General features: G+C 70.3%; 26 protein-coding genes and 2 tRNA genes. 11 read left to right on the top strand and 17 right to left on the bottom strand.

The window, feature by feature from the left end; all coding sequences use genetic code 11:
* Positions 1-103: 103 nt before the first annotated feature.
* A complete protein-coding gene (def, locus tag QE392_RS11915) occupies positions 104-670 on the bottom strand; it encodes a peptide deformylase (RefSeq protein WP_307451951.1) in 567 nt (188 codons plus the stop codon).
* A gap of 41 nt (positions 671-711) precedes the next feature.
* Between def and QE392_RS11910 the strand changes: the two genes are divergently transcribed.
* The 3 genes from QE392_RS11910 to QE392_RS11900 all read left to right on the top strand — a co-directional run bounded on the left by QE392_RS11910 (position 712) and on the right by QE392_RS11900 (position 3,069).
* Positions 712-1,677 (top strand): DMT family transporter, encoded by a 966-nt coding sequence (locus tag QE392_RS11910; protein WP_307451949.1) that lies wholly within the window; start codon positions 712-714, stop codon positions 1,675-1,677.
* Between the two features lie 304 nt (positions 1,678-1,981).
* A tRNA-Ile gene (locus QE392_RS11905) sits at positions 1,982-2,055 on the top strand.
* 147 nt (positions 2,056-2,202) lie between these two features.
* The gene (locus tag QE392_RS11900) at positions 2,203-3,069 is read left to right on the top strand and encodes a zinc-ribbon domain-containing protein (protein WP_307451947.1); all 867 of its coding nucleotides are present in this window, start codon (positions 2,203-2,205) and stop codon (positions 3,067-3,069) included.
* A gap of 26 nt (positions 3,070-3,095) precedes the next feature.
* Here QE392_RS11900 and QE392_RS11895 read toward each other — a convergent pair whose 3' ends face one another.
* The 6 genes from QE392_RS11895 to QE392_RS11870 form a co-directional block, all read right to left on the bottom strand.
* Positions 3,096-3,914: an SDR family oxidoreductase gene (locus QE392_RS11895; RefSeq protein ID WP_307451945.1), complete on the bottom strand. Its 819-nt coding sequence runs from the start codon at positions 3,912-3,914 to the stop codon at positions 3,096-3,098.
* A gap of 299 nt (positions 3,915-4,213) precedes the next feature.
* A complete protein-coding gene (locus tag QE392_RS11890) occupies positions 4,214-5,239 on the bottom strand; it encodes a CNNM domain-containing protein (RefSeq protein ID WP_307451943.1) in 1,026 nt (341 codons plus the stop codon).
* Complete coding sequence (locus QE392_RS11885; protein WP_307451941.1) at positions 5,236-6,639, bottom strand: hemolysin family protein; 1,404 nt, start codon at positions 6,637-6,639, stop codon at positions 5,236-5,238. Before QE392_RS11885 ends, QE392_RS11890 begins: the two co-directional genes overlap by 4 nt.
* 329 nt (positions 6,640-6,968) lie before the next feature.
* Complete coding sequence (locus tag QE392_RS11880; protein WP_307451939.1) at positions 6,969-7,664, bottom strand: hypothetical protein; 696 nt, start codon at positions 7,662-7,664, stop codon at positions 6,969-6,971.
* A complete protein-coding gene (locus tag QE392_RS11875) occupies positions 7,661-8,572 on the bottom strand; it encodes an ABC transporter ATP-binding protein (RefSeq protein WP_307451937.1) in 912 nt (303 codons plus the stop codon). Before QE392_RS11875 ends, QE392_RS11880 begins: the two co-directional genes overlap by 4 nt.
* Complete coding sequence (locus QE392_RS11870; protein WP_307451935.1) at positions 8,569-8,976, bottom strand: GntR family transcriptional regulator; 408 nt, start codon at positions 8,974-8,976, stop codon at positions 8,569-8,571. The genes QE392_RS11875 and QE392_RS11870 overlap by 4 nt, the downstream gene beginning before the upstream one ends.
* Positions 8,977-9,232: 256 nt before the next feature.
* Here QE392_RS11870 and QE392_RS11865 point away from each other — a divergent pair, with 256 nt between their 5' ends.
* Positions 9,233-9,574 carry a DUF7882 family protein gene (locus QE392_RS11865; RefSeq protein WP_307451932.1) on the top strand — a complete coding sequence of 114 codons (342 nt, stop codon included), beginning with the start codon at positions 9,233-9,235 and terminating at the stop codon, positions 9,572-9,574.
* 154 nt (positions 9,575-9,728) lie between these two features.
* On the opposite strand, the gene QE392_RS11860 is transcribed toward QE392_RS11865, so the two are convergent.
* Both QE392_RS11860 and QE392_RS11855 read right to left on the bottom strand, forming a co-directional pair.
* The gene (locus tag QE392_RS11860; protein ID WP_307451930.1) at positions 9,729-11,147 is read right to left on the bottom strand and encodes a sensor histidine kinase; all 1,419 of its coding nucleotides are present in this window, start codon (positions 11,145-11,147) and stop codon (positions 9,729-9,731) included.
* Positions 11,144-11,818 (bottom strand): response regulator transcription factor, encoded by a 675-nt coding sequence (locus QE392_RS11855; protein WP_307451928.1) that lies wholly within the window; start codon positions 11,816-11,818, stop codon positions 11,144-11,146. The genes QE392_RS11860 and QE392_RS11855 overlap by 4 nt, the downstream gene beginning before the upstream one ends.
* Positions 11,819-11,962: 144 nt before the next feature.
* Between QE392_RS11855 and QE392_RS11850 the strand changes: the two genes are divergently transcribed.
* The 3 genes from QE392_RS11850 to QE392_RS11840 all read left to right on the top strand — a co-directional run bounded on the left by QE392_RS11850 (position 11,963) and on the right by QE392_RS11840 (position 14,331).
* Positions 11,963-12,532, top strand: coding sequence for a hypothetical protein (locus QE392_RS11850; protein WP_307451926.1), 570 nt, complete (start codon positions 11,963-11,965; stop codon positions 12,530-12,532).
* A gap of 105 nt (positions 12,533-12,637) precedes the next feature.
* Entirely contained in the window at positions 12,638-13,519 is an 882-nt protein-coding gene (locus QE392_RS11845) for a hypothetical protein (protein ID WP_307451924.1), read from the top strand.
* 308 nt (positions 13,520-13,827) lie between these two features.
* Entirely contained in the window at positions 13,828-14,331 is a 504-nt protein-coding gene (locus tag QE392_RS11840) for a DUF3145 domain-containing protein (protein ID WP_307451922.1), read from the top strand.
* 142 nt (positions 14,332-14,473) lie between these two features.
* On the opposite strand, the gene QE392_RS11835 is transcribed toward QE392_RS11840, so the two are convergent.
* The 6 genes from QE392_RS11835 to aceE all read right to left on the bottom strand — a co-directional run bounded on the left by QE392_RS11835 (position 14,474) and on the right by aceE (position 22,131).
* Positions 14,474-15,712: a beta-ketoacyl-[acyl-carrier-protein] synthase family protein gene (locus QE392_RS11835; RefSeq protein WP_307451920.1), complete on the bottom strand. Its 1,239-nt coding sequence runs from the start codon at positions 15,710-15,712 to the stop codon at positions 14,474-14,476.
* A gap of 68 nt (positions 15,713-15,780) precedes the next feature.
* The gene (locus QE392_RS11830) at positions 15,781-16,029 is read right to left on the bottom strand and encodes an acyl carrier protein (RefSeq protein WP_022880558.1); all 249 of its coding nucleotides are present in this window, start codon (positions 16,027-16,029) and stop codon (positions 15,781-15,783) included.
* A 67-nt stretch (positions 16,030-16,096) separates the two neighbouring features.
* Complete coding sequence (locus QE392_RS11825; RefSeq protein ID WP_307451918.1) at positions 16,097-17,101, bottom strand: beta-ketoacyl-ACP synthase III; 1,005 nt, start codon at positions 17,099-17,101, stop codon at positions 16,097-16,099.
* Positions 17,098-18,018 (bottom strand): ACP S-malonyltransferase, encoded by a 921-nt coding sequence (locus QE392_RS11820; protein ID WP_307451915.1) that lies wholly within the window; start codon positions 18,016-18,018, stop codon positions 17,098-17,100. The genes QE392_RS11825 and QE392_RS11820 overlap by 4 nt, the downstream gene beginning before the upstream one ends.
* A gap of 82 nt (positions 18,019-18,100) precedes the next feature.
* Positions 18,101-19,324, bottom strand: coding sequence for a PucR family transcriptional regulator (locus QE392_RS11815; RefSeq protein WP_307454129.1), 1,224 nt, complete (start codon positions 19,322-19,324; stop codon positions 18,101-18,103).
* An 80-nt stretch (positions 19,325-19,404) separates the two neighbouring features.
* Positions 19,405-22,131: a pyruvate dehydrogenase (acetyl-transferring), homodimeric type gene (gene aceE / locus QE392_RS11810; protein WP_307451913.1), complete on the bottom strand. Its 2,727-nt coding sequence runs from the start codon at positions 22,129-22,131 to the stop codon at positions 19,405-19,407.
* Positions 22,132-22,546: 415 nt separating this feature from the next.
* Here aceE and QE392_RS11805 point away from each other — a divergent pair, with 415 nt between their 5' ends.
* Together QE392_RS11805 and QE392_RS11800 are read left to right on the top strand one after the other, a co-directional pair.
* A complete protein-coding gene (locus QE392_RS11805) occupies positions 22,547-23,152 on the top strand; it encodes a helix-turn-helix domain-containing protein (protein ID WP_373426462.1) in 606 nt (201 codons plus the stop codon).
* A gap of 1 nt (position 23,153) precedes the next feature.
* A complete protein-coding gene (locus QE392_RS11800; RefSeq protein WP_307451909.1) occupies positions 23,154-23,375 on the top strand; it encodes a hypothetical protein in 222 nt (73 codons plus the stop codon).
* Positions 23,376-23,426: 51 nt separating this feature from the next.
* On the opposite strand, the gene QE392_RS11795 is transcribed toward QE392_RS11800, so the two are convergent.
* Positions 23,427-23,499: transfer RNA gene (locus QE392_RS11795), tRNA-Val, on the bottom strand.
* 14 nt (positions 23,500-23,513) lie between these two features.
* Positions 23,514-23,852: a hypothetical protein gene (locus QE392_RS11790; protein ID WP_307451907.1), complete on the bottom strand. Its 339-nt coding sequence runs from the start codon at positions 23,850-23,852 to the stop codon at positions 23,514-23,516.
* 115 nt (positions 23,853-23,967) lie between these two features.
* Here QE392_RS11790 and QE392_RS11785 point away from each other — a divergent pair, with 115 nt between their 5' ends.
* Positions 23,968-24,696 carry a zinc ribbon domain-containing protein gene (locus QE392_RS11785; protein WP_307451905.1) on the top strand — a complete coding sequence of 243 codons (729 nt, stop codon included), beginning with the start codon at positions 23,968-23,970 and terminating at the stop codon, positions 24,694-24,696.
* A 15-nt stretch (positions 24,697-24,711) separates the two neighbouring features.
* Positions 24,712-26,418 (top strand): bifunctional 3'-5' exonuclease/DNA polymerase, encoded by a 1,707-nt coding sequence (locus tag QE392_RS11780; protein ID WP_307451903.1) that lies wholly within the window; start codon positions 24,712-24,714, stop codon positions 26,416-26,418.
* Positions 26,419-26,477 lie beyond the last annotated feature (59 nt).

The following is a 26,477-nucleotide window of genomic DNA, read 5'->3' as shown; positions in this document are numbered from 1 at the left end:
GGTGATCCAGGATGCCGCGACCCGGCGCCGCGAATCCGCCGTCACGGCCTCAGCGCTCGCGCGCGCGGTGATCCAGGATGCCGCGACCCCGCGCCACGCGCGCTCACGCGTCGATGTCGTCGACTCCCGGCATCCACGACGCACCGGGCTTGCCCCACTTGCGCTTCTTCGCGATCTTGGCGACGACCCGGCTGTCCTCCTCATCGAGGCGGTCGACGTACAGGATGCCGTCGAGATGATCGAACTCGTGCTGCAGGATGCGCGCGCGCCAGCCGGTGACCTCGATACGGACCGCCTGACCCTCCAGGTCGGTGCCGGTCAGCAACGCCGCCTCGGAGCGACGCAGCGGGAAACGCTCGCCGGGGAACGACAGGCACCCCTCGCTCTCGTCATCGGGGTCGGGGTAGCCGGGCTCGAGCGGGCGGATCCACAGCTCCGGGTTGATCACGACACCACGCCAGGGCAGTCCCTCGTCATCCTCGTAGGTGTACGTGAAGATGCGCAGCCCCACGCCCACCTGGGGAGCGGCGAGCCCGACGCCGGGCGCGGCATCCATGGTCTCGAACATGTCGGCGACGAGCTGGCGCACCTCGTCGTCGATCACGTCGACGCGGGCGGCGGGGGCGTGCAGCACGGGGTCGCCCATGATGCGGATCGGGAGTACGGCCACGTCTCCAGCCTAACCAGGGGAGCGGCGGCTACTGTCGAGGGGTGATTCCGCTCGATACCACCCTCACCGATGGAATCGACCAACTCGTCGGTGTCTTCCGCGACCCGCGCATCCTGCTCGGCATCCCGCTCGCCCTGCTGGGCGCGGTGTTCATGTCGTTCGGCGCGCAGTACCAGCACCGCGGCGTGCAGAAGGTCGAGCGCCTCTCGGGCGGCAAGACCACCGGCGGCCTCTCGCGCTCGCAGCTGACCTCGTTGTTGACCCGGCCGTCGTGGGTGGCGGGCACCGTGATGCTGGGCCTGGCGATCGTGTGTCAGCTGGCGGCGCTGTCGGTCGCCCCGCTGATCCTCGTGCAGCCTCTCGGCGCGATCGCCCTGGTGATCACCACCGTCCTCAACGCACGTGTCTCGCGGCACAAGCCGACGCGACAGTCGCTCATCGCCATCGCGCTGTGCGTGGGCGGCATCTTCATCTTCGTCACCATCGCGGCCTTCTTCGCCACCGAGAAGCTGATCACCGAGCGGGAGCTGCTGATCATCCTCGGCATCCTGGCCGTGGTCGTCATCGTGTTCGGCGTCTTCTGGGTGCTCGTGCGCCGCCGCGCGCAGGCGCTGTTCTACATCATGGCCGCGGGCGTCATCTACGGATTCGTCGCGACCCTCGCCAAGGTCGTCATCAGCCGCGCGCAGGCCGGCGACTTCGAGTGGCTCACCCTGCTCTGCCTCGTGGCGCTGCTGGCCGCCGTCGCCGTCGGCGCGTACTTCGTGCAGACCGCGTACTCCGTCGGCCCGCCCGACCTCGTCATCGCCGGCCTCACCGTGATCGACCCGATCGTCGCCGTGCTGATCGGCCTGCTCGTGCTCGGTGAGGCGTCGACAGCCCCCGCCTGGGCGCTGATCGGCTTCGTCATCGCCGGCGCGATCGCGACATGGGGCGTCATCCAGCTGACCAAGCACCACCCCCAGATCACCGCCGACGGCAAACCGAAGAAGCCGCGCGTGCACTGACGCGCCTGCGGGGCCTCGACCCGCTCGGCCCGAGGCGGATGCGGCGCATGTCCCGGTGAGGCGCCGGTTTCGCCGAGACCGCAGGGGTTCGCCGAGGACGCACCCGTTGGACGCCGATCGCGTGCGGCCTCGACGAACGCGTGCGGCCTCATTGGCTTCCGCGAAGACCTCCGGGGGCCGCGCGGCGCGCTGCCACGCATGCTCACGCGGATCGCGACGAGTTCGAACCGCGACCGCCCGACGCGGCGGCGACGCGATCGCTGTCGGCGGGACGGGACGGATGCCGGTAGGCTCGTCGTCGCTGGGGGCGGTGGCCAAGCTGGTCAAGGCAGCGGGCTCATAACCCGACGATCGTGGGTTCAAGTCCCACCCGCCCTACCGATGCCCTCCACCAGGATCACGCTGGTCGGAGGGCTCTTCTCATGCCGGCCACGACCGGCTACCCAGACCGCGCTGCGGCGGCGGCCCAGGGCGCAGCTGCTCCGCTGACAGGCAGTGTCGGAGGTCATCGCTAATCTCCCTCGCGTGGCGGAGAGAGTACAGGCCTGGTGGGCCCGACGGCAGTGGTCGAAGGGGCTCGATGTGCCCTATGCGGTGGGCACGTACCGTGAGGCGTGGGCGGCTTACCCCGCGTTGATCCGGCAGTACCACCCCGACCTGAACGCGGGGATCGCCCTCAGTCAGGTCCCGCCCGCGGCGGAGGTGCTCCTGCTCTGGCAGTGCGATGCGGGTCACCGCTTCGCCGCGACGCCTCAGGAGCAGCGGCACCGGCCGGGCCGGGAGCGCCGGCGCAGCGCGTGGTGTCCAGAGTGCGCTGAGCTGGCCGATCCCTCACGGGTCGTCGCTCTGCCGATGCGCGAGGCGGTCGAGGCACCGGCCATCACGGCGAATGCGGTGCTGCGGCCCCGCCGCCCACGGCCGCCGTCGACGCTCTGCCGCAAGACGCCGCCGGTCGCCGTCGGCGATGCCTTCGTCTCGGTCTGCGCGCCGAAGCCCGCCTCGGCGGTCGAAGACCGCGTGCGCGCCGACCTGCGCGACCGGCTGGCACTCGCCGAGGGCTTCAACGCCGTCCGGGTCGCCCGCCCGTTCTTCGACCACCTCGAAGTCTGGCCCGACATCGTCTTCCCTGAGCTCCGGATCGCCGTCGAGTACGACACGATCGGCCGCCACGGTCTCGAACACGTCGGACGCCGAGAGGAGGCCGACCGACGCAAGGATCGAACGCTGCGCTCAGCCGGGTGGGAGGTCGTGCGCGTCCGGGTCGGGCGGCTCGAAGCGCTCGGACCCCACGACCTGCAACTGTCGAACTGGAACACGGCAGGCCTCGCGAAGCTCATCGACGTGCTCCGCGGCATCCGCGGTCCGCTCGTCGTCGACTCCTACCTGCGTTGACCCATCGCCCCATGCCACACGTCGCCTCAGGACCCGTGCGCCTCCTCCGACACCGGCTGCCACTCGCGCCACGTCTCGAGGCGCGACGCGTAGTCCTTCTCGGCGATACCCAGGGGCGCCTTGCCGAAGAAGATGCGCAGCGGCGGGTTCTCGGCATCAACGACCTTCAGAATCGCGGAACGCGTGGCCTCGGGCTTTCCGGGGTCGGCGGCCGACGGGCGCTTCGCCGCCTGCTCGCGCACCTCGGCGTACGCCGCGATCTCCTCGCTGCGCTTCGCCGACGCACCCGACCAGTCGGTGGAGTAGCCCCCGGGCTCGATGAGGGTCACGTGGATGCCGAAGCCGGCGACCTCCTGCGCGAGCGACTGCGACAGCCCCTCCAGCGCCCACTTCGACGCGTGGTAGACGCCCACCGTCGGGAAGGCGCTGATCCCGCCGATGCTCGAGACCTGAATGATGTGTCCGGATCCTTGCGCACGCATGATCGGCAACGCCGCCTGCGTCACCCACAGGGCACCGAAGAAATTCGTCTCGAGTTGCGCGCGCACCTCGTCCTCGGCGAGTTCCTCCACCATTCCGAAGTGCCCGAATCCGGCGTTGTTGACGACGACGTCCAGACGCCCGAACCGCTCGTGCGCCGCCTGCACGGCGGCCGTGTCGGCGGCGTGATCGGTGACGTCGAGCTGCAGCGGAAGGAAGGTGTCGGGGTAGGCGTCGACGAGCTCGGTGACGTCGTCGAGGTTGCGCGCCGTGCCCGCGACGCTGTCGCCGCGCTCGAGGGCCGCTTCGGCCCACTCGCGGCCGAAGCCCTTGGATGCGCCGGTGATGAACCAGATCTTGCTCATGGGAGTCCTTGCGAAGAGGGGAGAGATGAACGCGGGCGACGGTACGCCGCAACGCCCCGCGCCCGTGACGGCTTGACACCCCGTGCGCGAGCGATAGGCCCACGGCCCCCGAGGTTCGAAGCGGTGCGCGGTTCGGGCCCAGCGTGGCCGCCTCGCGCGGTTCGAGGCCATCGCGCAGCCGCCTCGCGCGGTTCGGCGCCATCGCACCCCGTCCCACACAGTTCGGGGCGGATCCCGCCGCTCGGGGCGGAGAAAACCCGCCCCGAAGCGCAGAACCCGCCCCGAACCCGAAACCGCGCCTACCGCGCCGCAACCGCCGCCAGCTCGCCCGGCCCGGGCAGGATCTCGCGCAGCAGGTCGTCGAGCGTCACGACGCCGAGCAGGCGCTCGCCCTCGACCACCGTCGCGAGCTGCACGCGCCCGCGGCGCATGCGCGCGAGGGCGTCGTACGCCGAGGCATCCGGCTCCAGGCGCAGGGGCTCGCGCGCGATGTCGAGCGCCGGCGTCGCCGGGTCGACGGCGAGCGTGTCGCGCACGTGCGCCACGCGGGATGCCGCACCCGAACCGACGAGGATGCGCAGGTGCGTCGACGAGGCGGCGACCGCCTGGATGTCGGCGACCGTGGCATCCATCGGCACCGCGGTGGGGGAGCGATCCGTTCGGACGATGTCGCCGACGGTCAGCGTGCCCAGGGCGATCGCCTGCGCGATCGGCTCGGAGTACTGCTGCTCGAGCGTGCCCGCCTGCCGCGAGTGCGCGACGAGCTCACGGATCGTGTCGGCGTCCTGCCCACCCGCAGCGGCCTTGTCGACCGGCTCCACGCCCGAGGCCTTCACGAGGCGGTTCGCGATGTGGTTGATCCACAGCAGGAACGGACGCAGCGGCCACGTCAGCGCCCGGGCCAGGATGCCGGTGGCCTTCGCCGCGGTCTCGGGGTGTGCGATCGCCCACGACTTCGGCGCCATCTCGCCGATGACGAGATGCAGGAAGGTCACCACGATCAGCGCCAGCATGAACGCGATGATGTCGGCCAGCACGTACGGCAGGCCCCACATCTCGAACACCGGCGCGAGGGCGTAATCGATGGCGGGTTTGGTGATCGCGCCGAGCAGGAAGGTGCACGCGGTGATACCGAGCTGCGCGAACGCCAGCATGACGGTCAGCTCGTTCACACCGCGCAGCGCCGCGCGGGCGGAGGCGCTGGTCGCAGCCTCCTCCTCCAGGCGGTGGCGGCGGGCAGCGAGCAACGCGAATTCGACGATGACGAAGAACGCGCTCGCGACGATGAGTGCGGTCGTGACGAGGGCGACGGTCCAGCCGTTCATCGGGCCACCTCCTCGTTCGACGCGGACGCTTCGTCGGCGGGCTCGGCATCCCGATCGATCTCGTGCAACTGCACGCGCAGCTGCGACGGCACGTGGCGGTCGACCTCGGCGACCTCGACGGCCAGCCAGCGCTCCATGTCGATTCCCTGCACGGTCTCGCTCGCCCGCTCGGGCAGGTCGATGCGCACGACGGCGCCGACCGGCGGCAGGTCGCCGTGCGTCTCGATGACGAGGCCCGCCACGGTCTCGACATCGCTCTCGGCGAGATCGTGCCCGATGAGACGCTCGAGCTCGTCGAGGTGCAGGTCGCCCGGCACGCTCCAGGCGTCCTCACCGACCGACGCCGCCTCGGCGATCTCGACGTCGTGCTCGTCGGAGAGCTCGCCAATCACCTCCTCGGTGAGGTCTTCGATGGTCAGGATGCCGTCGAAGTTGCCGTACTCGTCGACGACGCAGGCCAGCTCGTTGCGCGACTGGCGCATGCGGTCGAGGGCGACGGGCAGCAGCATCGAGGTGGGGATGACGACCGCCGCACGCATGACGGATGCCACGGGTGCGTCGTCTGCGGGCTGCTCGCGGAGCAGGTCGATGAGCTCGACGACGCCGACGGGGGAGTCCTCGTCGCCGATGACCGGGTAGCGCGTGTGGCCGGTGGCCATGAGCGCGCGCACCTCGCCGACGGTGGTGTCGGGGGTGACGGAGTCGATCTGGGAGCGCGGCACCATGGCGTGTTCGACGTCGCGCTGCGGGAAGTCGAGGATGCGGTCGATGATCATCGACAGGTCGTCGGGGAGGTCGCCGCTCTGGCGCGACTCCTCGATGATCGCCTCGAGATCGCGGGCGGTGGCGCTCTCGTCGACGTCCTCCAGCGGCTCGATACGCAGCAGGCGCAGCAGGGCGTTGGCAGCGACGTCGAAGACGGTGATGAGCCAGCCGAAGAGCATCAGGTAGATGCGCGTCGGCACGGCCAGCGCACGGGCGAGGGGCTCGGGGCTCGCGATGGCGAGGTTCTTCGGGTACAGCTCGCCGAAGATCATCGTCACGACCGTCGCCAGCAGCAGCGCACCGACGGTGCCGATGAGGATCGACACGGCGGGGTCGATGCCCACACCGCCGAGCAGCGTGCCGATCGACTCGCCGATCAGCGGTTCCGCCACATAACCGATCAGCAGTCCGGTCACGGTGATGCCCAGTTGGGCGCCGGACAGCATGAACGACGTGCGCTTGGTGATGGCGAGCACGCGTTTGGCCTGGGCGTCGCCCTTCTCAGCCAGCGCCGCCATGCGCGAACGGTCCACCGACATGTACGCGAACTCCTGCGCGACGAAGAAGCCGCAGGCGACGATGATCGCGAGTGTCACGATGACGCCCACCAGGAGCGTCAGGGCCGCAGCCAGCATCAGATCTCACCCCCTCTCGGAAAGAGGGGGCTCGAAGATCGGCCCTCCTGGTCGGGGGAGGTGCGGTGATGGCTCACGGGTTTTCTCTCTCGTGGGTCGGATGATCGCAGATCCCTTCGACGATATCGACATCGCCGCCGTGGTGGCTGGGGATTCGCCCCGACCCCGGCTCCCGACGCGCCGCCGCGCGGGCGTGCCCCGCGGTCGCCATGTGCCTGACGGGCCGGCTCGGTCCACGCGGCCGTGGCGTGCAAGACGCCTGTCGTCGCTTCACCCTCCGAACGACGAAGGGCCGGGCCGCACGCGCGGCCCGGCCCCGGTATCCGGTGTCAGGGGACCGCGCGACGCAACGTCGCGAACGACGACGTTGAGAGAACGAGGGTGACGAGGATGCCGCACACGGCGAGGCCGAACGCCCCCAGCGTCACGACCGTGTCGACGACCGCCGGCCACGATCGCGTCGCTGTGACGAGCCACGCCACCGCGACCGCCACGAGGCCCACCCCCACGAGCGTGACGACCGTCGCCAAGGACCCGAAGCGTTTGAAGACGGTCGCCGCCCAGAAACCGATGACGAACGCGAGCATCGCAAGGGCGAAGTAGGCGACACCGGCAGCGAGAGGACCGGCCTCCCACACCCAAGGGATGTAGAAGAACCACCCGTTCATGCCGTACCCGTTCGTCGCGTGCTCGATGAGCCCCCCGACGACGAACACCACCGCGAGCAGGCCCGCGGTGAGGACGGCCGTCAGCAGCGTCCCGATGAAGAAGTCCCGTCGGGTGATGCTCATGGCCTGCGAGAACGGGAACGTCCGGGTCAGAGCCTGCGCGCCGATGACGCCGAAGTACCACAGCGGCGCCTGCACGCCACCGCTGATCATGACGCCTCGAGCCCCCGAAGACTGGATGATGCCGTAGATCAGAAGGCTGATCGCGAGCGACCCGAACAGGATGATGAGCGGGATCCAGACGAAGGTCTGGCGATTGATCAGTTGCAGCCGGACGACGTTCAGCGCGCGGTTCATCGCAGCGCTCCTTCCTGCGCGACACCGGCCGGCACGTGCGCCGCCCGTTGGGTGGATCGGACGATGTACTCCTGCAAGGAGACCGGGGACACCTCCAGGCGAGCGTCCGCCAGGGCGCGGCGGTCCTCGGATGCCAAGGGGCCGAGGACCGTGGCCGACGCGACGCGCCCCAACGATTCACGGTGCAGCACGTCGCGATCCGCACAGAAGGCGTCGACGGCGGCGGCGTCGCCGACGATGGTCGCCGCGCGATCACGCACGGCATCCGTGTCTTCGTCCATCACCACGCGCCCGCCGTCGAGCACGATGACGCGTTCGAGAAGATTGGCGACCTCGTCGATCAGATGGCTGGAGAGGACGATCGTTCGCGGATGCAGCGAGTAGTCCCGCAGCAGACGGTCGTAGAAGGTCTGGCGAGCGACGGCGTCGAGGCCGAGGTACGGCTCGTCGAAGAACGTGACCTCTGCACGGGAAGCGATTCCGATGACGACACCGACCGCAGAGAGCTGTCCACGCGAGAGCTTCTTGATCGGGCGTTCGACCGGGATCTGGAACGCCGTGATCAGCTCGCCGGCGACGGCTTCGTCCCAGTTCGGGAAGAACAGGCGCGCGGCCGCGAAAGCATGGCGAGGCTTCGCGTCGTCGGGGTACTTCTGACTCTCACGCACGAAGCACATGCGCGACAGCACGCGCGGATTCTCATAGGGGTCCTCGCCGAACACCCGGACCCTGCCGCTGGTCGCGAAATTCTGGGCGGTGAGGATGGACATCAGGGTCGTCTTACCGGCGCCGTTGCGGCCGAGAAGCCCGTGAATCGCGTTCCGCTCAAGGGAGAACGACACATCGGCCAGGGCATCGGCGTCGCGGTAGCGCTTATGAAGACCCTCGACCTGGATGACGGCGGTCATCGTGCGGTCCCTGCGGTCGAGCGCTCCGGACGATCGGACGACGCGGCGAGCGCCGCGCGCTGGCGGATCAGTTCGGTCAGGTCGTCGGGTCCGAGTCCCAGCGTGCGCGCCTCGGAGAGGAGGGGATCGACGAAACGGTCGGCGAAAGTGGACCGCCGCTCGCCGAGCAGCTGATCGCGCGCCCCGGATGCGACGAACATCCCGATCCCACGGCGTTTGTAGAGCACTCCCTTATCGACGAGCATGGCGATTCCTTTCGCTGCGGTGGCGGGGTTGATGCGGTGGAAGGCGGCCAGCTCGTTGGTCGAGGGCGCGCGAGTCTCTTCGAGGAGGGAACCGTCGACGATCTGGTCCTCCACGCTCTCGGCGATCTGGAGGAACAGCGCTCTGCCGTCGTCGATCATGCGACCTCCGTGTACTGGTTCATTAGTTGACTAGGTAACCATGCAACAGCCCGCCGAAGGATGTCAAGTGGTCGGTCGACCGACGCTTGATTCGTCTACGCGAGGGCCTCGACGGGCGGTCCGCGATATATCGGCCGAACGCGAGCGATATGTCTCGCGAAGTGAAATACTGAAGTCCCCGCATTGCCTCGCTTCCCGGCGTGGTCCCGCCCCTTGCTCAACCGGAACGCTTCGGCGCGCCAGAAAAGGACCAGCCGTGGGACGCCTCATCTACCGAGACCGCGCATCGTTCGACATCGACGACCGCATCCTCGCCCACCTTCGCATCGTCGTGATGAACAAGCTCCGACGCAACGAGGGCTTCATGCTCCAGCTGCCCGTCAACGAGGGTGTCCGCCAGGCGAGCCTGTGGATCCACGCCTCGAACGCCCTCGTCATGCAGTTCTACGGCGGCCGTGAACCGGCGATCGACCGCAACCTGGTCGACCAGATGATGCACGACGCGAGCGGCGCCGACGGCCTCACCCTGACCGCCGCCGGCATCGCCCCGCCGCCCACACCGCCCCGCCAGCCCGTCGGAGTCCGCGCGCGCCCCTGACCGCCCTTTGGGCCCGCGGCGCCGATCACCGCAGCGGTCCGCCGTGCACGCCCCCGTCGACTGCCGCCTCGCAGCGGGGCGTGTCCATGCGCAGGGGCCGTCGACGCGGCATCCGACTCTCTCGAAGACGACGGATGCCGCGCCGTCGCGCGAATCAGCTGAGCGGCACCGTCATCTCGAACCGCGCCCCGCTCGCCGCCGGGACGCAGCGCACGTCCCCGCCGTGCGCCCGGGCGATGCCGCGAGCGATGGGCAGGCCGAGGCCCACGCCGCCGGAGGCCGCCCGCCCCTCATCGAGCCGTACGAGTCGCTCGAAGATGCGCTCACGATCGGCGGCCGCAACGCCCGGTCCGTCGTCGTCGACGACCACGCGGGCCGTGCCGCTCTCGACCCGCACCGACAACACGACCGACCCCCGCCCGGCCGTCGCGCGCGCGGCATTCTCCACCAGGTTCGACAACACCTGAGCGATACGGTCGACATCGATGCGCACGGGCACCGCGGCATCCGGGATCTCCGCACGAACGCGCAGCGACGGGTGCACGAGCGGTGCACGGCGCACCTCGGCCTCGACCACGGCCCGCAGGTCCGTATCGACCGGGTCCAGCTCGAGGCCCCGGTCGACACGGGCCATCGTCAGCAGGTCGTCGACGAGGCGTGAGGCCCGGGTCGCCTCGCGGGCGACGTGCGCGGCAAGCAGCTCGCGCTCGGGCGCGTCGAGATCGGCGCGTACGAGGGTGTCGGCGGCCGCACGGATGCCGGCGACGGGCGTCCGCAGCTCGTGCGCGGCGTCGGAGAGGAAGGCCCGTAGTCGCCCCTCGGCATCGCGCGCCGCCTGCTCGGCGCCGACGACGTCGTCGAGCATGTCGTCGAGGGCGGTGGCGACGCGTCCGATCTCGGTGTCGGGTCGGGTCGGACGCAGACGTCGTTCGCGCTCGCCGGAGCCGATGGCCCGCGCGACCTGCGACACCTGGTCGAGGGGCCGCAGACTCCGGCGCACGACGACCGTGACCGCCCCGGCGGCCAGCACGAGCACGCCGACCGAGGCGACAGCCATGATCCACCGCACCTGCACGAGGGTGTCGCCGACGCCGACCGCGGACGCGGTGAGACTCAGGGTCGACCCGTCGCTGAGCGTCGAGCGCAGCGTCACGAGCTGATCGTCGCCCGACACCGCGGATGCCACGACCTGCACGTCGCTGGAGGCGGAGGGCTGCGGCGCCGATCGCTCATCCGGCCCGGGTCCACCGCCCGGTCCCGGGGGAGCATCGCGCAACTGCTCGGGACTCGGTCCCGCGACGACCGAGTCGCCACCCGCGCCGTCGATCCGCACCGCGAGTCCCTGGAACGACAGGCGCTCGGCGAGGTCGGCGTCGTCGACGGTTCCGACGAGCGACGCGGCCGCCGCGGCCCGGTCGCGCAGCCGCTCCTCGATCTGTCCCCGCAGCCGGGCGCCCAGAGCGAGGTCGACCACCACGGCCAGCACCACGAGCAGCAGCGCGACGAGCGCAAGCACGGCCAGGATCGTGCGGCGACGCAGCGACCCCGACCGCAGCGGAGGTGTGGAGCTCATGTCGCCGCGCTCAAGCGGTAGCCGAGGCCGCGCACGGTGTGGATCAGGCGAGGGCCGTGCTGCTCCATCTTGCGTCGCAGGGCGCTGAGATGCACCTCGACGAGATTGGGGTCGTAGTCCTCGTACCCCCACACCTGGGTGAGGATCTGCGCCTTCGACAGCGTCCGGCCACGACCGTCGGCGAGCAGGTGCAGCAGCCGGAACTCCGTCGCCGTCAGATCCAGTGCGGCTCCCGCACGGTGGGCGGTCGCGGCATCCGGGTCCACAACGAGGTCGCCGACCGAGATCGTCTGAGGGAGCCGCCCCCGACGGCGCAGCACGGCGCCCGCGCGCGCGACGAGCTCGGCCATCGTGAAAGGCTTCACGACATAGTCGTCGGCTCCTTCGGCGAAACCGCGCAGGCGGTCGTCCACCTCGTCGCGCGCGGTGAGCATGATGACGGCGGCGTCGCCCGCGCCGCGCACGAGAGGGAGTAACCGGATGCCACTGGGCCCCGGCATCATCCAGTCCAGCACCACAAGGTCGGGGCGGAACGCCGCGAGACGCTCCGCCAGATCGACGCCGTCGGCCGCGGCGTCGGTGACGAATCCCTCGGCGCGCAGAGCCGTCGAGACGGCGAGGCGGATGGTCTCGTCATCGTCGACGACGAGCACGCGGGCGGCAGCGGACATTCGGCCGACGATAGGGGCGGTTGCTGAACGACGGATATGGCTTGCGTATGCGCACGCCCGCCCGCATCCGACTTCAGGTTCGCTTCAGTCCCGGCTCCAAGTCTGGTCTCAGAGCCGGTGAACGCCACCGGCCGGGAGGATGACATGAACGACGACAACCCCACCACGCCGCTGCCGCGACTGGACGACGCCACCGAGCCCCGCCGCCGGTCGTGGCGACGCCCCGCGCTGATCGCCGGCGCGGTCATCGTGGCCGCGGGTCTCACGGGCGGAAGTGCCGCCCTCGCCGCGCAGACCAACGGCGGATCGACCCTCTCCGCGGCCACCTCGGCGCCCAGCGCCGACGGCGGGTCCACAGGTCCCGGCACCGCGCCGACCCCGGGCTCGGCGGGCACGCCCGGCTCCGCACCGACCGGAACCCCTGCCGACGGCACCGCCCCCACCCCGCCCGCCGACGGCACGGCGCCGACGCCTCCCGCACCGGGCGAGGGCGGCGGCCCCGGTGAGTGCGGTCCCGGCGGCGGCCCCGCCGGTCCCGGCCACGGACCGAAGGGCGAGGGCGAAAAGCCCACTCCGCCCGCTGACGGCACCGCTCCCACTCCGCCCGCCGACGGCACCGCTCCCACTCCGCCCGCGCCCCCGGCTGACGGGACGGCCCCCTCCGCGCCCGCCGACGGCAGCGCCCCCACTCCGCCGGCCCAACCCGGCAGCTGAGCGCGGCACGCCACCGGTGATCGGTTCGCCCGCGACCGCGCTGGCCGACGCGCCACATCGTGAGATGTGCAGCGCGCGGTCAGCGCGGTGCGGCACGATCGAGGGGTGGCGAGAACACCCACGCGGCGGCGCCGCACGACCCGGGCACGCGTGCTCCGTCGTCGCCGGATCGTCTTCGGCGTGCTGGCGGCCGTGCTCGTCACCCTCGTCGTCCTGACCGTCGTACCACTGGTCTCGCTCGTCTCGGGGTGGAACGCCGCGTGGAACTCCGACGCACGCCGTGAGAGCGTCGATCTGACGGGCTTCGACCCCGGCACGCTCATCTCCGACGAGGACTTCTACGACGCCGATGCGATGACCGCCGACGACATCCAGCGATTCCTCGACGAGCAGGTGGGGCGGTGCGCCAACGATTCCTGCCTCGCCCGTCTCCGGATGCCGGTCGAGAGCCGCGGGCCGGTCATCTCGGAGGCGACGGGCGAAACCGTCTGCGAGGGATTCGACGGCGGCGACCTCACCGCGGCCGAGATCATCGACCGCGTGCAGCGTGCGTGCGGCATCTCGGCGAAGGTGCTGCTGGTCACCCTGCAGAAGGAGCAGAGTCTGATCTCGGGCCGCGTCGCCCGCGCTCCGGGTGCGGAGGAGCTCGGTGCGGCGATGGGAGCCCGCTGTCCCGACGACGCCCCGTGCGATCCCGGCGCCGCGGGCTTCGCCGACCAGGTCGCCCAGGGTGCCACCGACCTCAAGTCGTACAGCGCATCGGACTTCATGCGGCAACCGGGCACCCACTACATCGCCTACTCGCCCGACCCGGCGTGCGGCGGCACCGATGTGACGATCACGAACGAGGCGACCGCCGCGCTGTACAACTACACGCCGTATCAGCCGAACCCCGCCGCCCTCGCGGCCCGCTGGGGCACCGGCGACGGCTGCTCCGCGTACGGCAACCGCAACTTCGCCCTGTACTGGGCATTGTGGTTCGCCTGACCGTCGGACCCGTCCCCGGAGACGTCGACAGCTCAGCCTCCTCTGGTCACCGGCCCTCGGCCGCTCGGCTCTTCTGTTCGCCGCCCGCCCGCGCCACAACCTCCGCGATGCGCACAACCTCAGTCCGGAGCGACCGGATGCCACTGACCCTGTGCACATCGCTGACCTTGTGCACGCCCCGCACCGCCACCGAGAAATCACAGTGTTGTGATTTCGTTATGCGCGGGCGATAATGGCCGGGACAACCGAACATCTGCCGCACTCCATCTCAGGTCGTAGGGGAAGACGTACCTGACGAAGGAGAGACCATGGCGACCACGTCTTCGCGCGGAGTGATCCTGATCCACTCCGCGCCCCGCGCGTTGTGCCCCCACCTCGAGTGGGCGGTAGGACGCGCCCTCGGCCGCGCCGTGAACTTCGACTGGGCCGATCAGCCCGTGCTCATGGGGAGCCGCCGCGCGGAGTTTTACTGGGAGGGCCCGGTCGGGTCCGGCGCCGCTCTCGCGAGTGCCATCCGCGGCTGGGAACACCTTCGCTTCGAGGTGAGCGAAGATCCCACTCCCCGCAGCGACGGCGGACGCTGGATGCACACGCCGGGGCTCGGCATCCACTATGCCCAGACCGATGCGTCCGGCAACGTGGTCATCGGCGAGGACCGGGTCCGCTACGCGATGGAGGTCGCGGCCGGTGACCCGTTCGAGTTGCAGCGGGAGCTCGACGTCGCTCTCGGCTCCGCCTGGGACGAAGAGCTCGAGCCCTTCCGCCACGCCGGCGACGACCAGCAGATCATCTGGCTGCACAAGGTCGGCTGAACCGTCGGCGGGGGAGGCGCCACTATCGGAGGTCGGTGACCACCCCCGGCACCGGGACCGCGTATCCCACGCCCGACACGGCGAACGCCCCCTGGCATCCCCGATCTTCGTCGGGGGGATGCCAGGGGGCGTTCGTGCGGGATCAGACCGAGGCGATCGCGACGACGGCGTTGTGACCGCCGAAGCCGAACGAGTTGCTGATCGCGAGCTGGTCGCCCGCCCCCAGCTCGACCGGCGACCCGGAGAGGGCGAACGGGACGTCGGGGTCCTGCTCGGTGAGGTTGATCGTCGGCGGCGCGACGCGGTTCTGCAGCGCCAGCACGGTGAAGATGGCTTCGAGCGCACCGGTTCCGCCGAGCAGATGCCCCGTGGAGGCCTTCGTCGCGGACACGGGGATCTCGTCGATCCGGTCACCGAAGACCGTGTGCAGGGCCTTGTACTCGTTGGGGTCGCCGACGGGCGTGGAGGTGGCGTGTGCGTTGATGTGCGTCACGTCGTCGGCAGACGCGCCGGCCATGTCGAGGGCCATGCGCACGGCGCGGGCGGCGCCCGTTCCCTCGGGGTCGTTGGCGGTGATGTGGTACGAGTCGGCCGTGACGCCCCCGCCCACGATCGACGCGTAGATCTTCGCCCCGCGCGCCTTGGCGTGCTCCTCGGTCTCGAGGATCAGCACGCCGGCGCCCTCGCCCATGACGAAGCCGTCACGGTCGATGCTGCCCGGACGCGACGCGGTCTCGGGGCTGTCATTGCGCTTCGACAGCGCCTGCATCGACGCGAACGAGGCGATGGTGATCGGGTGGATCGCCGACTCGGTTCCTCCGGCGATGACGACATCCGCCAGTCCGTCGCGGATGTGCTGCACGGCGTTGACGATCGACTCGGTGCTCGAGGCGCACGCCGAGGCAACGGTACGCGCGAACGCGCGCGCGTTGAAGTGCAGCGAGAGGTTGCCGGCTGCGGCGTTGGGCATGAGCATCGGCACCGTCATCGGCATGACGCGACGGGGGCCCTTCTCGCGCAAGACGTCCCAGGCATCGAGCAGCGTCCAGACGCCTCCGATGCCGGTGGCGAAGTCGACGCCGAGTCGGTCGGGATCGACGTCGGGCGCACCCGCGTCCTCCCAGGCCTCCTTCGCGGCGACCATGGCCAGCTGCGAGGAGGGATCGAGGCGCTTGGCCACGGGACGATCGAGCACCGTCTCAGGCCGCACGACCGCTTCGGCGGCGAAAGTGACGGGCAGGTTGTACTTCTCGACCCATTCGTGCTCGAGGGTGCGCGCACCCGAGGTGCCGGCGAGCAGCGCCGACCAGCTCTCGGGGGCGGTGCCGCCGATGGGCGAGGTGGCACCGATACCGGTGACGACGATGCGGGGTGTGCTCATGAGCGAAGAATCCTTGGTGCGGCCAATGGGTCGTGACCGGTGGGGGCCGAAGCCCCCACCGGAAGGTGTCAGGACTGGTTCGACGTGATGAAGGTCACGGCGTCGCCGACGGTCTTGAGGTTCTTGACCTCGTCGTCGGGGATGGTGACGCCGAACTTCTCCTCGGCGTTGACGACGATCGTCATCATCGAAATCGAGTCGATGTCGAGGTCGTCCGTGAACGACTTCTCGAGGGCGACCTCGTCGGCCGAGATGCCGGTCTCGTCGGTGATGAGCTCGGCAAGGCCGGCGAGAACCTCGTCGTTGGTGAATGCCATGATGTCTCCTGTTTCTTGGGGGCGGCCCGAACGAGCCGGGATCAGTTTAGGGTTCGACGACCGTGCGTCACGGGAGGACGACGACCTGCGCGCCGAAGACGAGTCCCGCGCCGAAGCCGATCTGCAGCGCGAGTCCGCCGCTGAGTTCGGGGTGCTCCTCGAGCAGGCGGTGGGTGGCGAGCGGGATGGATGCCGCGGAGGTGTTACCCGTGGTCTCGATGTCGCGACCGATGACGACCGTCTCCGGGAGAGCCAGCTGCTTGGCGAACTCGTCGATGATGCGCATGTTCGCCTGGTGCGGCACGAAGGCGGCGAGGTCGGCGGGCTCGATGCCGGCGGCCTCGATCGCCTGGCGTGCGACCTTGACCATCTCCCACACGGCCCAGCGGAAGACCGTCGGGCCTTCCTGGCGCAGCGTCGGCCACGGTGCCGTGCCGTCGCGGAAGTCGGTGAGGGGGGCGTTCATGCTCACGGCGTCGGCCTTCGAGCCGTCGGAGCCCCAGACGGTGGGTCCGATACCCGGGGTGTCGCTGGGCCCGACCACGACTGCGCCGGCACCATCGCCCAGGAGGAACGAGATGCTGCGGTCCGTCGGGTCGACGATGTCGCTGAGCTTCTCGGCGCCCACGACGACGACGTGCTTTGCGAGCCCGCCGCGGATGAGCGCGTCGGCCTGACCCACGCCGTACGCGAACCCGGCGCACGCGGCGTTGACGTCGTAGGCTGCGGCGGGGTTGGCGCCGATGCGGTCGGCGACGATGGCGGATGCCGACGGCGTCTGCTTCGGGTTGCTGATGGTCGCCACGATCACGGCGTCGATGTCTTCGGGCGCGACGCCCGACTTCTCGACGGCCTCGCGGGCGGCTTCGGAGGCCAGGTCGATGGCATCCGTCTCTTTGTTCGCGCGGACGCGCGTGACGATGCCGGTGCGTTGACGGATCCACTCGTCGCTGGAGTCGATGGGCCCGACGAGGTCGTCGTTGGGCACGAAGTTCTCGCCGCGGGCAGCGCCGTACGAGTAGATCCGCGTGTGGGCCGGGCCCTGCAGTTGACGGAGGGTGGGGGTGCTCATGCCTGGTCTTCCTTCAGGAGTGAGACGGCCGCGTCGAGGTCGTCGGGGGTCTTCACCGCCACGGTCGGCGTGCCGCGCAGGGCGCGCTTGGCGAGCCCGGTGAGGGCGCCCGCGGGGGAGAGTTCGATGATGCCGGTCACGCCGTGTTCGGCGAAGGATGCCATGCAGCGGTCCCAGCGGACGGGCGAGGCGACCTGCGCGACGACGAGGTCGAGCGCACGGCGTCCGTCGGTGACGACGGAGCCGTCGGAGTTGGTCCACAACGTCGTGGTCGGCTCGGCGGCGCGGACGTCGGTCGCGGCGGAACGCAGTACCTCGACGGCGGGCTCCATGAAACGGGTGTGGAATGCGCCGGCGACCTGCAGAGGGATGACGCGCGCACCGCGCGGCGCCTCGGCGGCGAGCTCGGCCAGGGCGGGCAGTTCTCCCGCGGCGACGATCTGGCCGCCGCCGTTGTAGTTCGCGGGAGTGAGGCCCAGAGTCTCGAGGCGCTCGAGAACGGCCGTCTCATCGCCGCCGACCACAGCGCTCATGCCGGTGTCGACGGTCGCCGCCGCCTCGGCCATGGCGCGTCCGCGCAGACCCACGAGGCGCATCGCGTCGTCGTCGCCGACGACCCCGGCCGCGGCCAGGGCCGCGATCTCGCCGACGGAGTGCCCCGCGATGCCGTCGACCGGCTGACCGGCCCGCTCGTTCAGCGCGGCCCACGACAGCAGGCTCGCCGCAACGATCAGGGGCTGGGCGACGCTGGTGTCGCGGATGCGATCGGCATCCCACTCGGTTCCGGCGGCGACGAGGTCGACGCCCGACTGCTCGGAGAAGACCTCGAGGCGCTCGCGCGCCCCGTCGAACTCGAGCCAGGGGGTGAGGAAGCCCGGGGTCTGCGAACCCTGACCCGGGAAGACGGCGATGATCACGAATCCATCCTGACAGGCATCCGGCGACCACTTCTGGAGATATCGACACAGATATGCGGCGTGTCTTTGTGCGTGCCGTGCATCAGTGGGGCTGTGGCGGCCGCCGTTTTCCGACCCCGCGCCGGCGCGTGGCATCGGTTCCGATCGAGCCGAGGATGAGGGCCGTCTGCAGGATGAGCGCTTCGCGCGGGCCCGTGGCATCCCAGCCGATGACCTCCGACACCCGCTTGAGGCGGTAGCGCACGGTGTTCGGGTGCACGTACAGCTCGCGGGCCGTCGCCTCCAGCGACCGGCCGTTGTCGAGGTAGCTCCAGAGCGTGGCGACGAGGTCGGCACTGTGCGCGTGCAGCGGGCGGTACACCCGCTCGACCAGGGTCTGCTTGGCCACCGGGTCGCCGGCGAGGGCCCGCTCGGGCAGCAGGTCGTCGGCCTCGACCGGCCGCGGGGCGTGCCGCCACGCGCGCGCGACGGCGAAGCCCGCGAGCGCCGCACGAGCGCTCTGGCCCGCATCGACCAGGGCGGGGACCGCGGGTCCGAGCACGAGGTGACCCGACCCAAAGCTGGGCTCGAGACGCTTGGCGATGTCGGTGAAGGGGAGCTCCGCGGTCTCCGCTCCACCGCGGGAGGGGAGGTCGGCGCGACCGAGGACGAGGACGAGGCGCAGTCCCTGCACGCCGATGAGCACGTCGACGCCCAGCTTGCGGGCGGTCCGGCGGACCTGGTCGACGTCGAGCTGCGGGGGAGTGGTACCCACGAGCACGGAGACCTCCCCGTGCCCGTGCCACCCGAGCGCGGCGATGCGGCTGGGCAGTTCGTCGTCGGCCTCTCCGGTCAGGATCGAGTCGACGACGAGGGCCTCGAGGCGGGCGTCCCAGAGGCCTCTGGCTTCGGCCGCGCGGGCGTAGACGTCGGCGGCGGCGAACGCCACCTCGCGCGAGTACGACAGCATCGCCTCGCGCACCTTCTCGCTGCGGCCGGCGACCCGCTCCTCCATCACCTCGACGGTCACCCGCACCAGCTGCAGCGTCTGGGTGAGGCTCACGCTGCGCAAAAGTTCACGGGGCGCGGCGGCGAAGATGTCCGCCGCGATCGCCGGGGTGGATGCCGGCTCCTCGAACCACTGCAGGAACGACGTGATGCCGGCCTGTGCGACGAGTCCGACGGCCGAGCGCCGCGCCGGCGGCATCTCGGCATACCAGGGCAGGGTCTCTTCGAGGCGCTGGATGGTGGCGGTGGCGAGGTCGCCCGAGATACGGCGGAGCCACGCCAGCGTCTCGGCCTTCTCGACGGCCGCCTCGGCGCGCACGTTCTCGCCCGAAGACCGGTCGGACCCGGTCCCGCCCGTGGAGGGGGAACCGGGTCCGACGGTGGAATCCGTCACGTGGATCAGGCCTCGCCGCCCGCGTTGCCGCTGGTGCCGGCGTTGACGTCGTGCAGGCGGTACTTCTCGATGGCCTGCCCGACGACCGCGCGGTCGACCTTGCCCTCCTCCGCCAGCGCCTGGAGGGCGCGGACGGCGAGCGAGGGACCGTCGATCTTGAAGAAGCGACGGGCCGCGGCGCGGGTGTCGGAGAAGCCGAAGCCGTCGGCGCCGAGCGTCCAGTAGTTCTGCGGGACCCACTGGCGGATCTGGTCCTGGACGGCGTGCATCCAGTCGCTGACGGCGATGACCGGTCCCTGGGCTTCCTTCAGCTTGTCGGTGAGGTAGGGCACGCGGCGCTCCTCATCGGGGTGCAGGAAGTTGTGCTCGTCGGCGGCCAGACCGTCGCGGCGCAGCTCGCTCCACGAGGTGACCGACCACACGTCGGCGACGACGCCCCAGTCGTCCTTGAGCAGGCGCTGAGCCTCGAACGCCCACGGCACACCGACGCCCGAGGCGAGCAGCTGCGTGCGGGGGCCGTCGCCCTCACCCGACGAGATGTGGTGGATGCCGCGGACGATGCCGTCGACGTCGACCCCCTCGGGCTCGGCGGGCTGCACGTACGGCTCGTTGTAGACCGTCATGTAGTACATGACGTTGGGGTCGGGGTGGTTGCCGCCGTACATGCGCTCGATGCCCGAGCGCACGATGTGCGAGATCTCGTAGCCGTAGGCCGGGTCGTACGACACGGTCGCCGGGTTGGTCGATGCCAGCAGCTGCGAGTGGCCGTCGGCGTGCTGCAGACCCTCACCGGTCAGCGTCGTGCGGCCGGCGGTCGCGCCGATGATGAAGCCGCGCGCCATCTGGTCACCGGCCGCCCACTGGGCGTCGCCCGTGCGCTGGAAGCCGAACATCGAGTAGAAGACGTACACCGGGATGAGCGGCTGGCCGTGGGTCGAGTACGCCGTTCCGGCCGCGGTGAATGCCGCGAGGGCGCCCGCCTCGTTGATGCCGACGTGCACGATCTGGCCCTGCGGGCTCTCCTTGTAGGCGAGCAGCAGTTCGCGGTCGACCGAGGTGTAGTGCTGACCCTTGGGGTTGTAGATCTTCGCCGTCGGGAAGTACGCGTCCATACCGAACGTGCGGGCTTCGTCGGGGATGATCGGCACGATGCGGTGACCGAAGTCCTTGACCCGCAGCAGGTCCTTCAGCAGACGCACGAACGCCATGGTCGTGGCGATCTCCTGCGTGCCCGAGCCCTTCTTGGGCAGCGCGTACGCGGCATCCCCGGGCAGATCGAGACCGACGTGGGTGGTGCGGCGCTCGGGCAGGAAGCCACCGAGCGAACGACGACGCTCCAGCATGTACTGGATCGTCTCGTCCTTCTCACCGGGGGTGTAGTACGGCGGCTGATACGGGTTCTCTTCGAGCTGCGCGTCGGTGACCGGGATCTCCATCGCGTCGCGGAACGACTTGAGGTCGTCGAGCGTCAGCTTCTTCATCTGGTGCGTGGCGTTGCGACCCTCGAAGTGGGGGCCGAGGCCGTAGCCCTTGATGGTCTTGGCGAGGATGACGGTCGGCTGGCCCTTGTGCTCGGCCGCCGCCTTGAACGCCGCGTAGACCTTGCGGTAGTCGTGGCCACCGCGCTTCAGACCCCAGACCTGCTCGTCGGTGTAGTCCTTGACCAGCTCGAGGGCGCGGGGGTCGCGGCCGAAGAAGTTCTCGCGCACGTAAGCGCCGTTCTCGGCCTTGTAGGTCTGGTAGTCGCCGTCGGGCGTGGTGTTCATCAGGTTGAGCAGCGCACCCTCGGTGTCGCGGGCGAGCAGGTCGTCCCACTCGCGGCCCCAGACGACCTTGATGACGTTCCAGCCGGCGCCACGGAAGAAGCTCTCGAGCTCCTGGATGATCTTGCCGTTGCCGCGGACCGGGCCGTCGAGGCGCTGGAGGTTGCAGTTGATGATGAAGTTCAGGTTGTCGAGACCCTCGTTGGCCGCGACCTGCAGCTGACCACGGCTCTCGACCTCGTCCATCTCGCCGTCGCCGAGGTAGGCCCAGACCTGCGAGTCGCCGACGTCTTTGATGCCGCGGTTGGCGAGGTACTTGTTCGACATCGCCTGGTAGATGGCGTTGATCGGACCGAGACCCATCGACACCGTCGGGAACTGCCAGAACTCCGGCATGAGACGGGGGTGGGGGTACGACGGGATGCCGTTGGGCGCGGCGGACTTCTCCTGGCGGAAGCCGTCGAGCTGCGCCTCGGTGAGTCGGCCTTCGAGGAATGCGCGAGCATAGGCGCCGGGGGAGGCGTGGCCCTGGATGAAGATCTGGTCGCCGCCGGAGGGGTCGTCGAGGCCGCGGAAGAAGTGGTTGAAGCCGACCTCGTACAGCGCCGCCGACGAGGCGTAGGTCGAGATGTGGCCGCCGACACCGATGCCGGGGCGCTGCGCGCGGTGCACGGTGACCGCGGCGTTCCAGCGGATCCACTTGCGGTAGCGGCGCTCGAGCTCCTCATCACCGGGGAACTCGGGCTCGTTCTTCTGCGAGATGGTGTTGATGTAATCCGTCGTCGGAACCATCGGCACGTTGAGGTGCAGTTCCTTCGAGCCCTTCAGCAGGCTCAGCATGATCTCGCGCGCACGGGCGGGGCCCTTGGCCTGGACCAGTTGGCGCAGGGATTCCTGCCACTCCCCGGTCTCTTCCGGGTCGCTGTCCTGCGGCCCCTGCGAATACGGATCCTGGTCGTGAACAGTCACGGAAGACCTTTCGTCGTCTGGCAGGTCATGCCAGAGAATCGCCATACGAGTGCGGCAACCCTTGTCTGCTCCGCACAATCAACCAGAGTCCACCCTAGCGAGTCGCGCCGACATCGGATGCGCGGTGACGACGCGCCTCGCCGTACGGTCACGGCGACCGTTCGACGTCGAGAGGTTCGCGGCATCCGCATGCCGGGAACGAGGGATGCCGGGACCGGCCGAACGGCGGGGGACGCCGCCGTCGCGGGTCTCGTCAGAGCGTGTGAGCACGGATGCCGCCGCGACCCCGGCCTTCCGGTTCTCCGAGACTCCGACCGCGACGCGGCGCTGGTGATCGCGCGAAGCGTGAACATCCTGACTTCAGGGTGGGTCCTCGCGAAGGCTGTCACCGCACGCCCCGTCTTCACCGCGTATTATGTGTCCTGATACATATCCGGGAGGTGTGATGAGCAGGATCGGTTCACTCCTTCGTGCGGCCCGGAGAAGTCGGAACCTGACTCAGCGCGAGGTGGCCGGGCGGCTTCGCATCGACCAGGGCCGGGTGTCGAAGGCGGAAGCCGCCAGAGAATTGGAGTACAGCACGATCGAGCGCCTTCTCGCCGCATCCGGCCACCGGCTCTACTCCGCGCCGACGCGCCGCGACGACGTCGCCTCCGCAGGGGCCGCTCTTCGAGCTCATCTTCGCAACGGCGATCGACAGCGTGCCCTCCGGACCTTCATTCAATTGAGCGACGACCTCGCGGCGGAGCAGGGACTGGTACGTGGGGTGCTCTGTCTCGCCGAGCCCGAACCCACCGGCGATCCCGCGTGGGATGCGGCACTCGCGGCGCTGGTCGCCCTCCGACTGAACGAGGAGCGGCTGCCCCGACCGCACTGGGTGGACGCTGACTCACGGCGGTTGAGCCCACCCCGCACGCTCGCCCTGGATGCTGCTGATCCTCTCCCGGCACAGGATGACGTGCCCGCGGAGTTCTTCGACCGCGGTGTTCTGATCTGGTCGGACACACTCGCGAGCGTCTGACGTGGTGGCCCTCGAACGCGCCGATATCGTCGCGGCGCTTCGCGACTTGGTCGACGAGCTCCGGGCAGACGGGAAAAGCACTCGAGTGCGTCTCGTGGGCGGTGCGGCTCTTGCACTGCGGTACTTCGACCGGCAGTCGACGTCAGACCTCGATGCCGTCGCCGTGGGCGAGACCGACGATGAGGCTGTCGCGGTTGCAGCGGACCGCCCACCAGATGGGTGACAGTGGGCAGCCGACGTGGGGCCTTCGGCTGAGACGACCACGAATGAGGGGTGGGCCCTGCCGGGATCGAACCGACGACATCCACGGTGTAAACGTGGCGCTCTACCAGCTGAGCTAAAGGCCCTGGATGCGTCGAGTCTACCGGGCATCACGCGAACGCCCGGCCGCCGGCCGGTCTCCGCGCAGCACCCGGAACCACGCGGGGAGCAGGAAACGCGGGAGCCAGAACATCGCGACGACACTGACGACGAGCAGGGCCGCCGCGACCCCGCACAGGATGAGGAAGGCGAGACGCGAGTACGGCTGGGCGAGCACACCGACGGTGGCGGCGGCGAATGCGAGACCGAGCCACAGCCAGGCGAAACCCATCGTCGAGCCGTACCCGTGACGGACGCTGATCCAGCCTTTCCAGCGACCGGAGTAGGCGAGCGTGCCGAGAAGGAGGAAGACGACGCTTCCGAGGATGCCGCCGGTCATCGGCTGTGGACGGACGCGAATGGATCAGGCACGGCCGACGTTCCTTCCTCGGGGGTCCGGGCATCCAGGCGACCCAGCACCGCCGATGTCCCACCCCCGGGGTAGCGTGGAACCTGTGAACGCCGACCCCGCCGACCAGCGCAAACTGCTCGACCTCGCCGACCTCGACGCGCGGATCCAGCGCGACCAGAAGGTCGCCGCGAACCCTCCGCAGGCGGAGCGCGTGCGCGAACTTCTCGCCCAGCGGGGCACCCTGTCGCAAGAACTCGGCACCCGCGCGAACGCGCGCGACGACATCACGGCCGAGCTGAAGCGCCTCGAGTCCGACGTCGCCGTCGTCGACGCGCGCATCACGCGCGACACCGAACGGCTCGCGGCCTCCTCGAACGCCAAGCAGGCGCAGGGGTTCGAGAGCGAGCTCGCCTCGCTGCAGCGCCGCAAGAGCGACCTCGAAGACACCGAGATCGCCCTCATGGAGCGCCTGGAGGCAGCGGATGCCGCCGTCGCCGAGCAGGAGGCATTGATCGCCGAGACCAATGCTCAGGGCGCGCAGCTCAGCGCCGAGGCCAAGACCACGGTCGCCGACGCCACCGCTCGCCTGGAGGCGGCGCGCCGCGACCGCGACGCCGTCGCCGCATCGGTCCCGACCGACCTGCTCGCGCTGTACGAGCGCCTCGCCTCGCGGGGGAACGGCGCCGGACTCCTCCGTGCTGGTGCGTGCGAAGCGTGCCGCATGGTGCTGCCGCCCAGCGACCTCGCCTCGGTGCGCCGGGCGCAGACCGACGAGGTGGTGTTCTGCCCCGAGTGCGGCGCGATCCTCGTGCGCACCGAAGAATCCCGATGATCCGCCCCGGCGGCCGTGGCCACTGACACGGTCGCCGTCGGGCGCACGCGCGGTGGGCGGTTCGGCCTCGCCCGCCTGGCACCAAATTCCGCGACCGTTGACACCCTCGAGATCGGTCCCGACGCCCTCGCCGCGGCCGTCGCGGAACACGAGAACGCGGGGGAGACCCGGTGGGTCTGGGCCGACACCGCCGCGACTTACCCGTCGCTGCTCGCCGCGGGTATCCGCGTCGCCCGCGCGTGGGACCTGCGCCTCGTCCACGGCATCTTGCGTTCCGCGCACGCGGTCACGGACGATCACGGCCTCCGTGCCGCCACCCACTGGGATGCCGATCCCTCGGTGCCGTCAGTCGGCGACACCCTCTTCGACCTGGGCGACGCGGCACCCGGCGTGCCCGACACCCTCGACGCGGCGATCGAGGAGTATCGCCGGCAGACAGCGGCGATCGCGGCGTCCACGACCCCGGGCGCACTGCGACTGCTGTGCGCGGCGGAATCCGCGGGGGCGCTCATCGCGGTCGAGCTCCACGCCGCGGGCGTGCCGTGGAGTCGTCGCACCCACGAGACTCTGCTGGAACGCGAGCTGGGTCCACGGCGCGCCGGTGGACTGCCCACCCGGATCGAGCAGACCGCCACGGCCGTCCGTTCCGCTCTCGGCGACCCGACGGCCTCGCTCGACTCGCAGCCTCGTCTTCTGCGCGCGCTTCATCGGGCGGGGCTCATGGTCGAATCCACCGGCCGATGGGAGCTCGCCGAGCACGACCACCCCGCCGTCGCCCCGCTCATCGCCTACAAGAAGCTCATGCGGCTCTACACCGCGAACGGCTGGGCCTGGCTCGACGAATGGGTGCGTGACGACCGCTTCCGCCCCGTCTACGTCCCCGCCGGCGTCGTGACCGGCCGATGGGCATCGTCAGGCGGGGGAGCGCTTCAGATTCCGCGGTCGCTGCGGACGGCCGTGCGCGCCGACCCGGGCTGGACGCTCGTCACCGCCGACGTCGCCCAGCTCGAACCGCGCGTGCTCGCGGCGATGGCTCGCGACACCGCGCTCGCCGAGGCGGCATCCGGTCGAGACCTCTACGCCGGCATCGTCGAGCGCGGTGCGGTCGGAAGTCGCGCCGAGGCCAAGCTCGCGATGCTCGGCGCGATGTACGGCGCCACCACCGGCGAGAGCGGCCGCCTGCTTCCTCGCCTTCGCCGCACGTTTCCCCGCGCCATGCAGCTCGTCGATGACGCGGCCCGCACCGGTGAAGACGGGGGAGTGGTCCACACCTGGCTCGGCCGCACGTCCCCGTCCGCCGGCGAGGCATGGCGGCACCTGCAGTCGCGGGCGAGCGACGCCGCGGCATCCGGGGCCGACGAGACCCGCGCGAGGCGATCGGCCCGTGACCGCGGCCGGTTCACCCGCAACTTCGTCGTGCAGGGCACGGCGGCCGAGTGGGCCCTCGCGTGGCTCGCCGACCTGCGGACCCGCTTGGCCGCCCTCCCTGAGGTGGATGCCACCCGCGCGGCGCCCGCGTCGGGGCCGGTGTTCGAACGCAGGCCGCACCTGGCGTTCTTCCTGCACGACGAGATCGTCGTGCACACGCCGGTCGCCTACGCGGAAGCGGTCGCCGAGGCGGTGCGGGAGTCCGCGGCATCCGCGGGTCGGCTGTTGTTCGGCACGTTTCCGATCGACTTCCCCCTCGACCTGCGCATCGGGGACACCGCCGAGAAAGGGTGAGGACGCAGGAGGAGCTGACGGATGCCATCGGCGCCGCCCGAGTAGACTGGCGGATGCGA

Origin of the sequence: Microbacterium proteolyticum, from assembly GCF_030818075.1 — a bacterium.
Lineage (GTDB): Bacteria > Actinomycetota > Actinomycetes > Actinomycetales > Microbacteriaceae > Microbacterium > Microbacterium proteolyticum_A.
This window is presented reverse-complemented; position numbering and strand designations above follow the sequence as displayed.

Bases quoted from the DNA above. Each gene is read 5' to 3' on its own strand.
- QE392_RS11825 (WP_307451918.1), bottom strand. From the start codon at position 17,101: ATGAGCACCCCCACCCTCCGTCAACTGCAGGGCCCGGCCCACACGCGG.
- QE392_RS11855 (WP_307451928.1), bottom strand. From the start codon at position 11,818: ATGTCCGCTGCCGCCCGCGTGCTCGTCGTCGACGATGACGAGACCATC.
- QE392_RS11880 (WP_307451939.1), bottom strand. From the start codon at position 7,664: ATGAACCGCGCGCTGAACGTCGTCCGGCTGCAACTGATCAATCGCCAG.
- QE392_RS11850 (WP_307451926.1), top strand. From the start codon at position 11,963: ATGAACGACGACAACCCCACCACGCCGCTGCCGCGACTGGACGACGCC.
- QE392_RS11830 (WP_022880558.1), bottom strand. From the start codon at position 16,029: ATGGCATTCACCAACGACGAGGTTCTCGCCGGCCTTGCCGAGCTCATC.
- QE392_RS11885 (WP_307451941.1), bottom strand. From the start codon at position 6,639: ATGCTGGCTGCGGCCCTGACGCTCCTGGTGGGCGTCATCGTGACACTC.
- QE392_RS11790 (WP_307451907.1), bottom strand. From the start codon at position 23,852: ATGACCGGCGGCATCCTCGGAAGCGTCGTCTTCCTCCTTCTCGGCACG.
- QE392_RS11890 (WP_307451943.1), bottom strand. From the start codon at position 5,239: ATGAACGGCTGGACCGTCGCCCTCGTCACGACCGCACTCATCGTCGCG.
- QE392_RS11895 (WP_307451945.1), bottom strand. From the start codon at position 3,914: ATGAGCAAGATCTGGTTCATCACCGGCGCATCCAAGGGCTTCGGCCGC.
- QE392_RS11870 (WP_307451935.1), bottom strand. From the start codon at position 8,976: ATGATCGACGACGGCAGAGCGCTGTTCCTCCAGATCGCCGAGAGCGTG.
- QE392_RS11860 (WP_307451930.1), bottom strand. From the start codon at position 11,147: ATGAGCTCCACACCTCCGCTGCGGTCGGGGTCGCTGCGTCGCCGCACG.
- QE392_RS11875 (WP_307451937.1), bottom strand. From the start codon at position 8,572: ATGACCGCCGTCATCCAGGTCGAGGGTCTTCATAAGCGCTACCGCGAC.
- QE392_RS11805 (WP_373426462.1), top strand. From the start codon at position 22,547: ATGTGTCCTGATACATATCCGGGAGGTGTGATGAGCAGGATCGGTTCA.
- QE392_RS11840 (WP_307451922.1), top strand. From the start codon at position 13,828: ATGGCGACCACGTCTTCGCGCGGAGTGATCCTGATCCACTCCGCGCCC.
- QE392_RS11835 (WP_307451920.1), bottom strand. From the start codon at position 15,712: ATGAGCACACCCCGCATCGTCGTCACCGGTATCGGTGCCACCTCGCCC.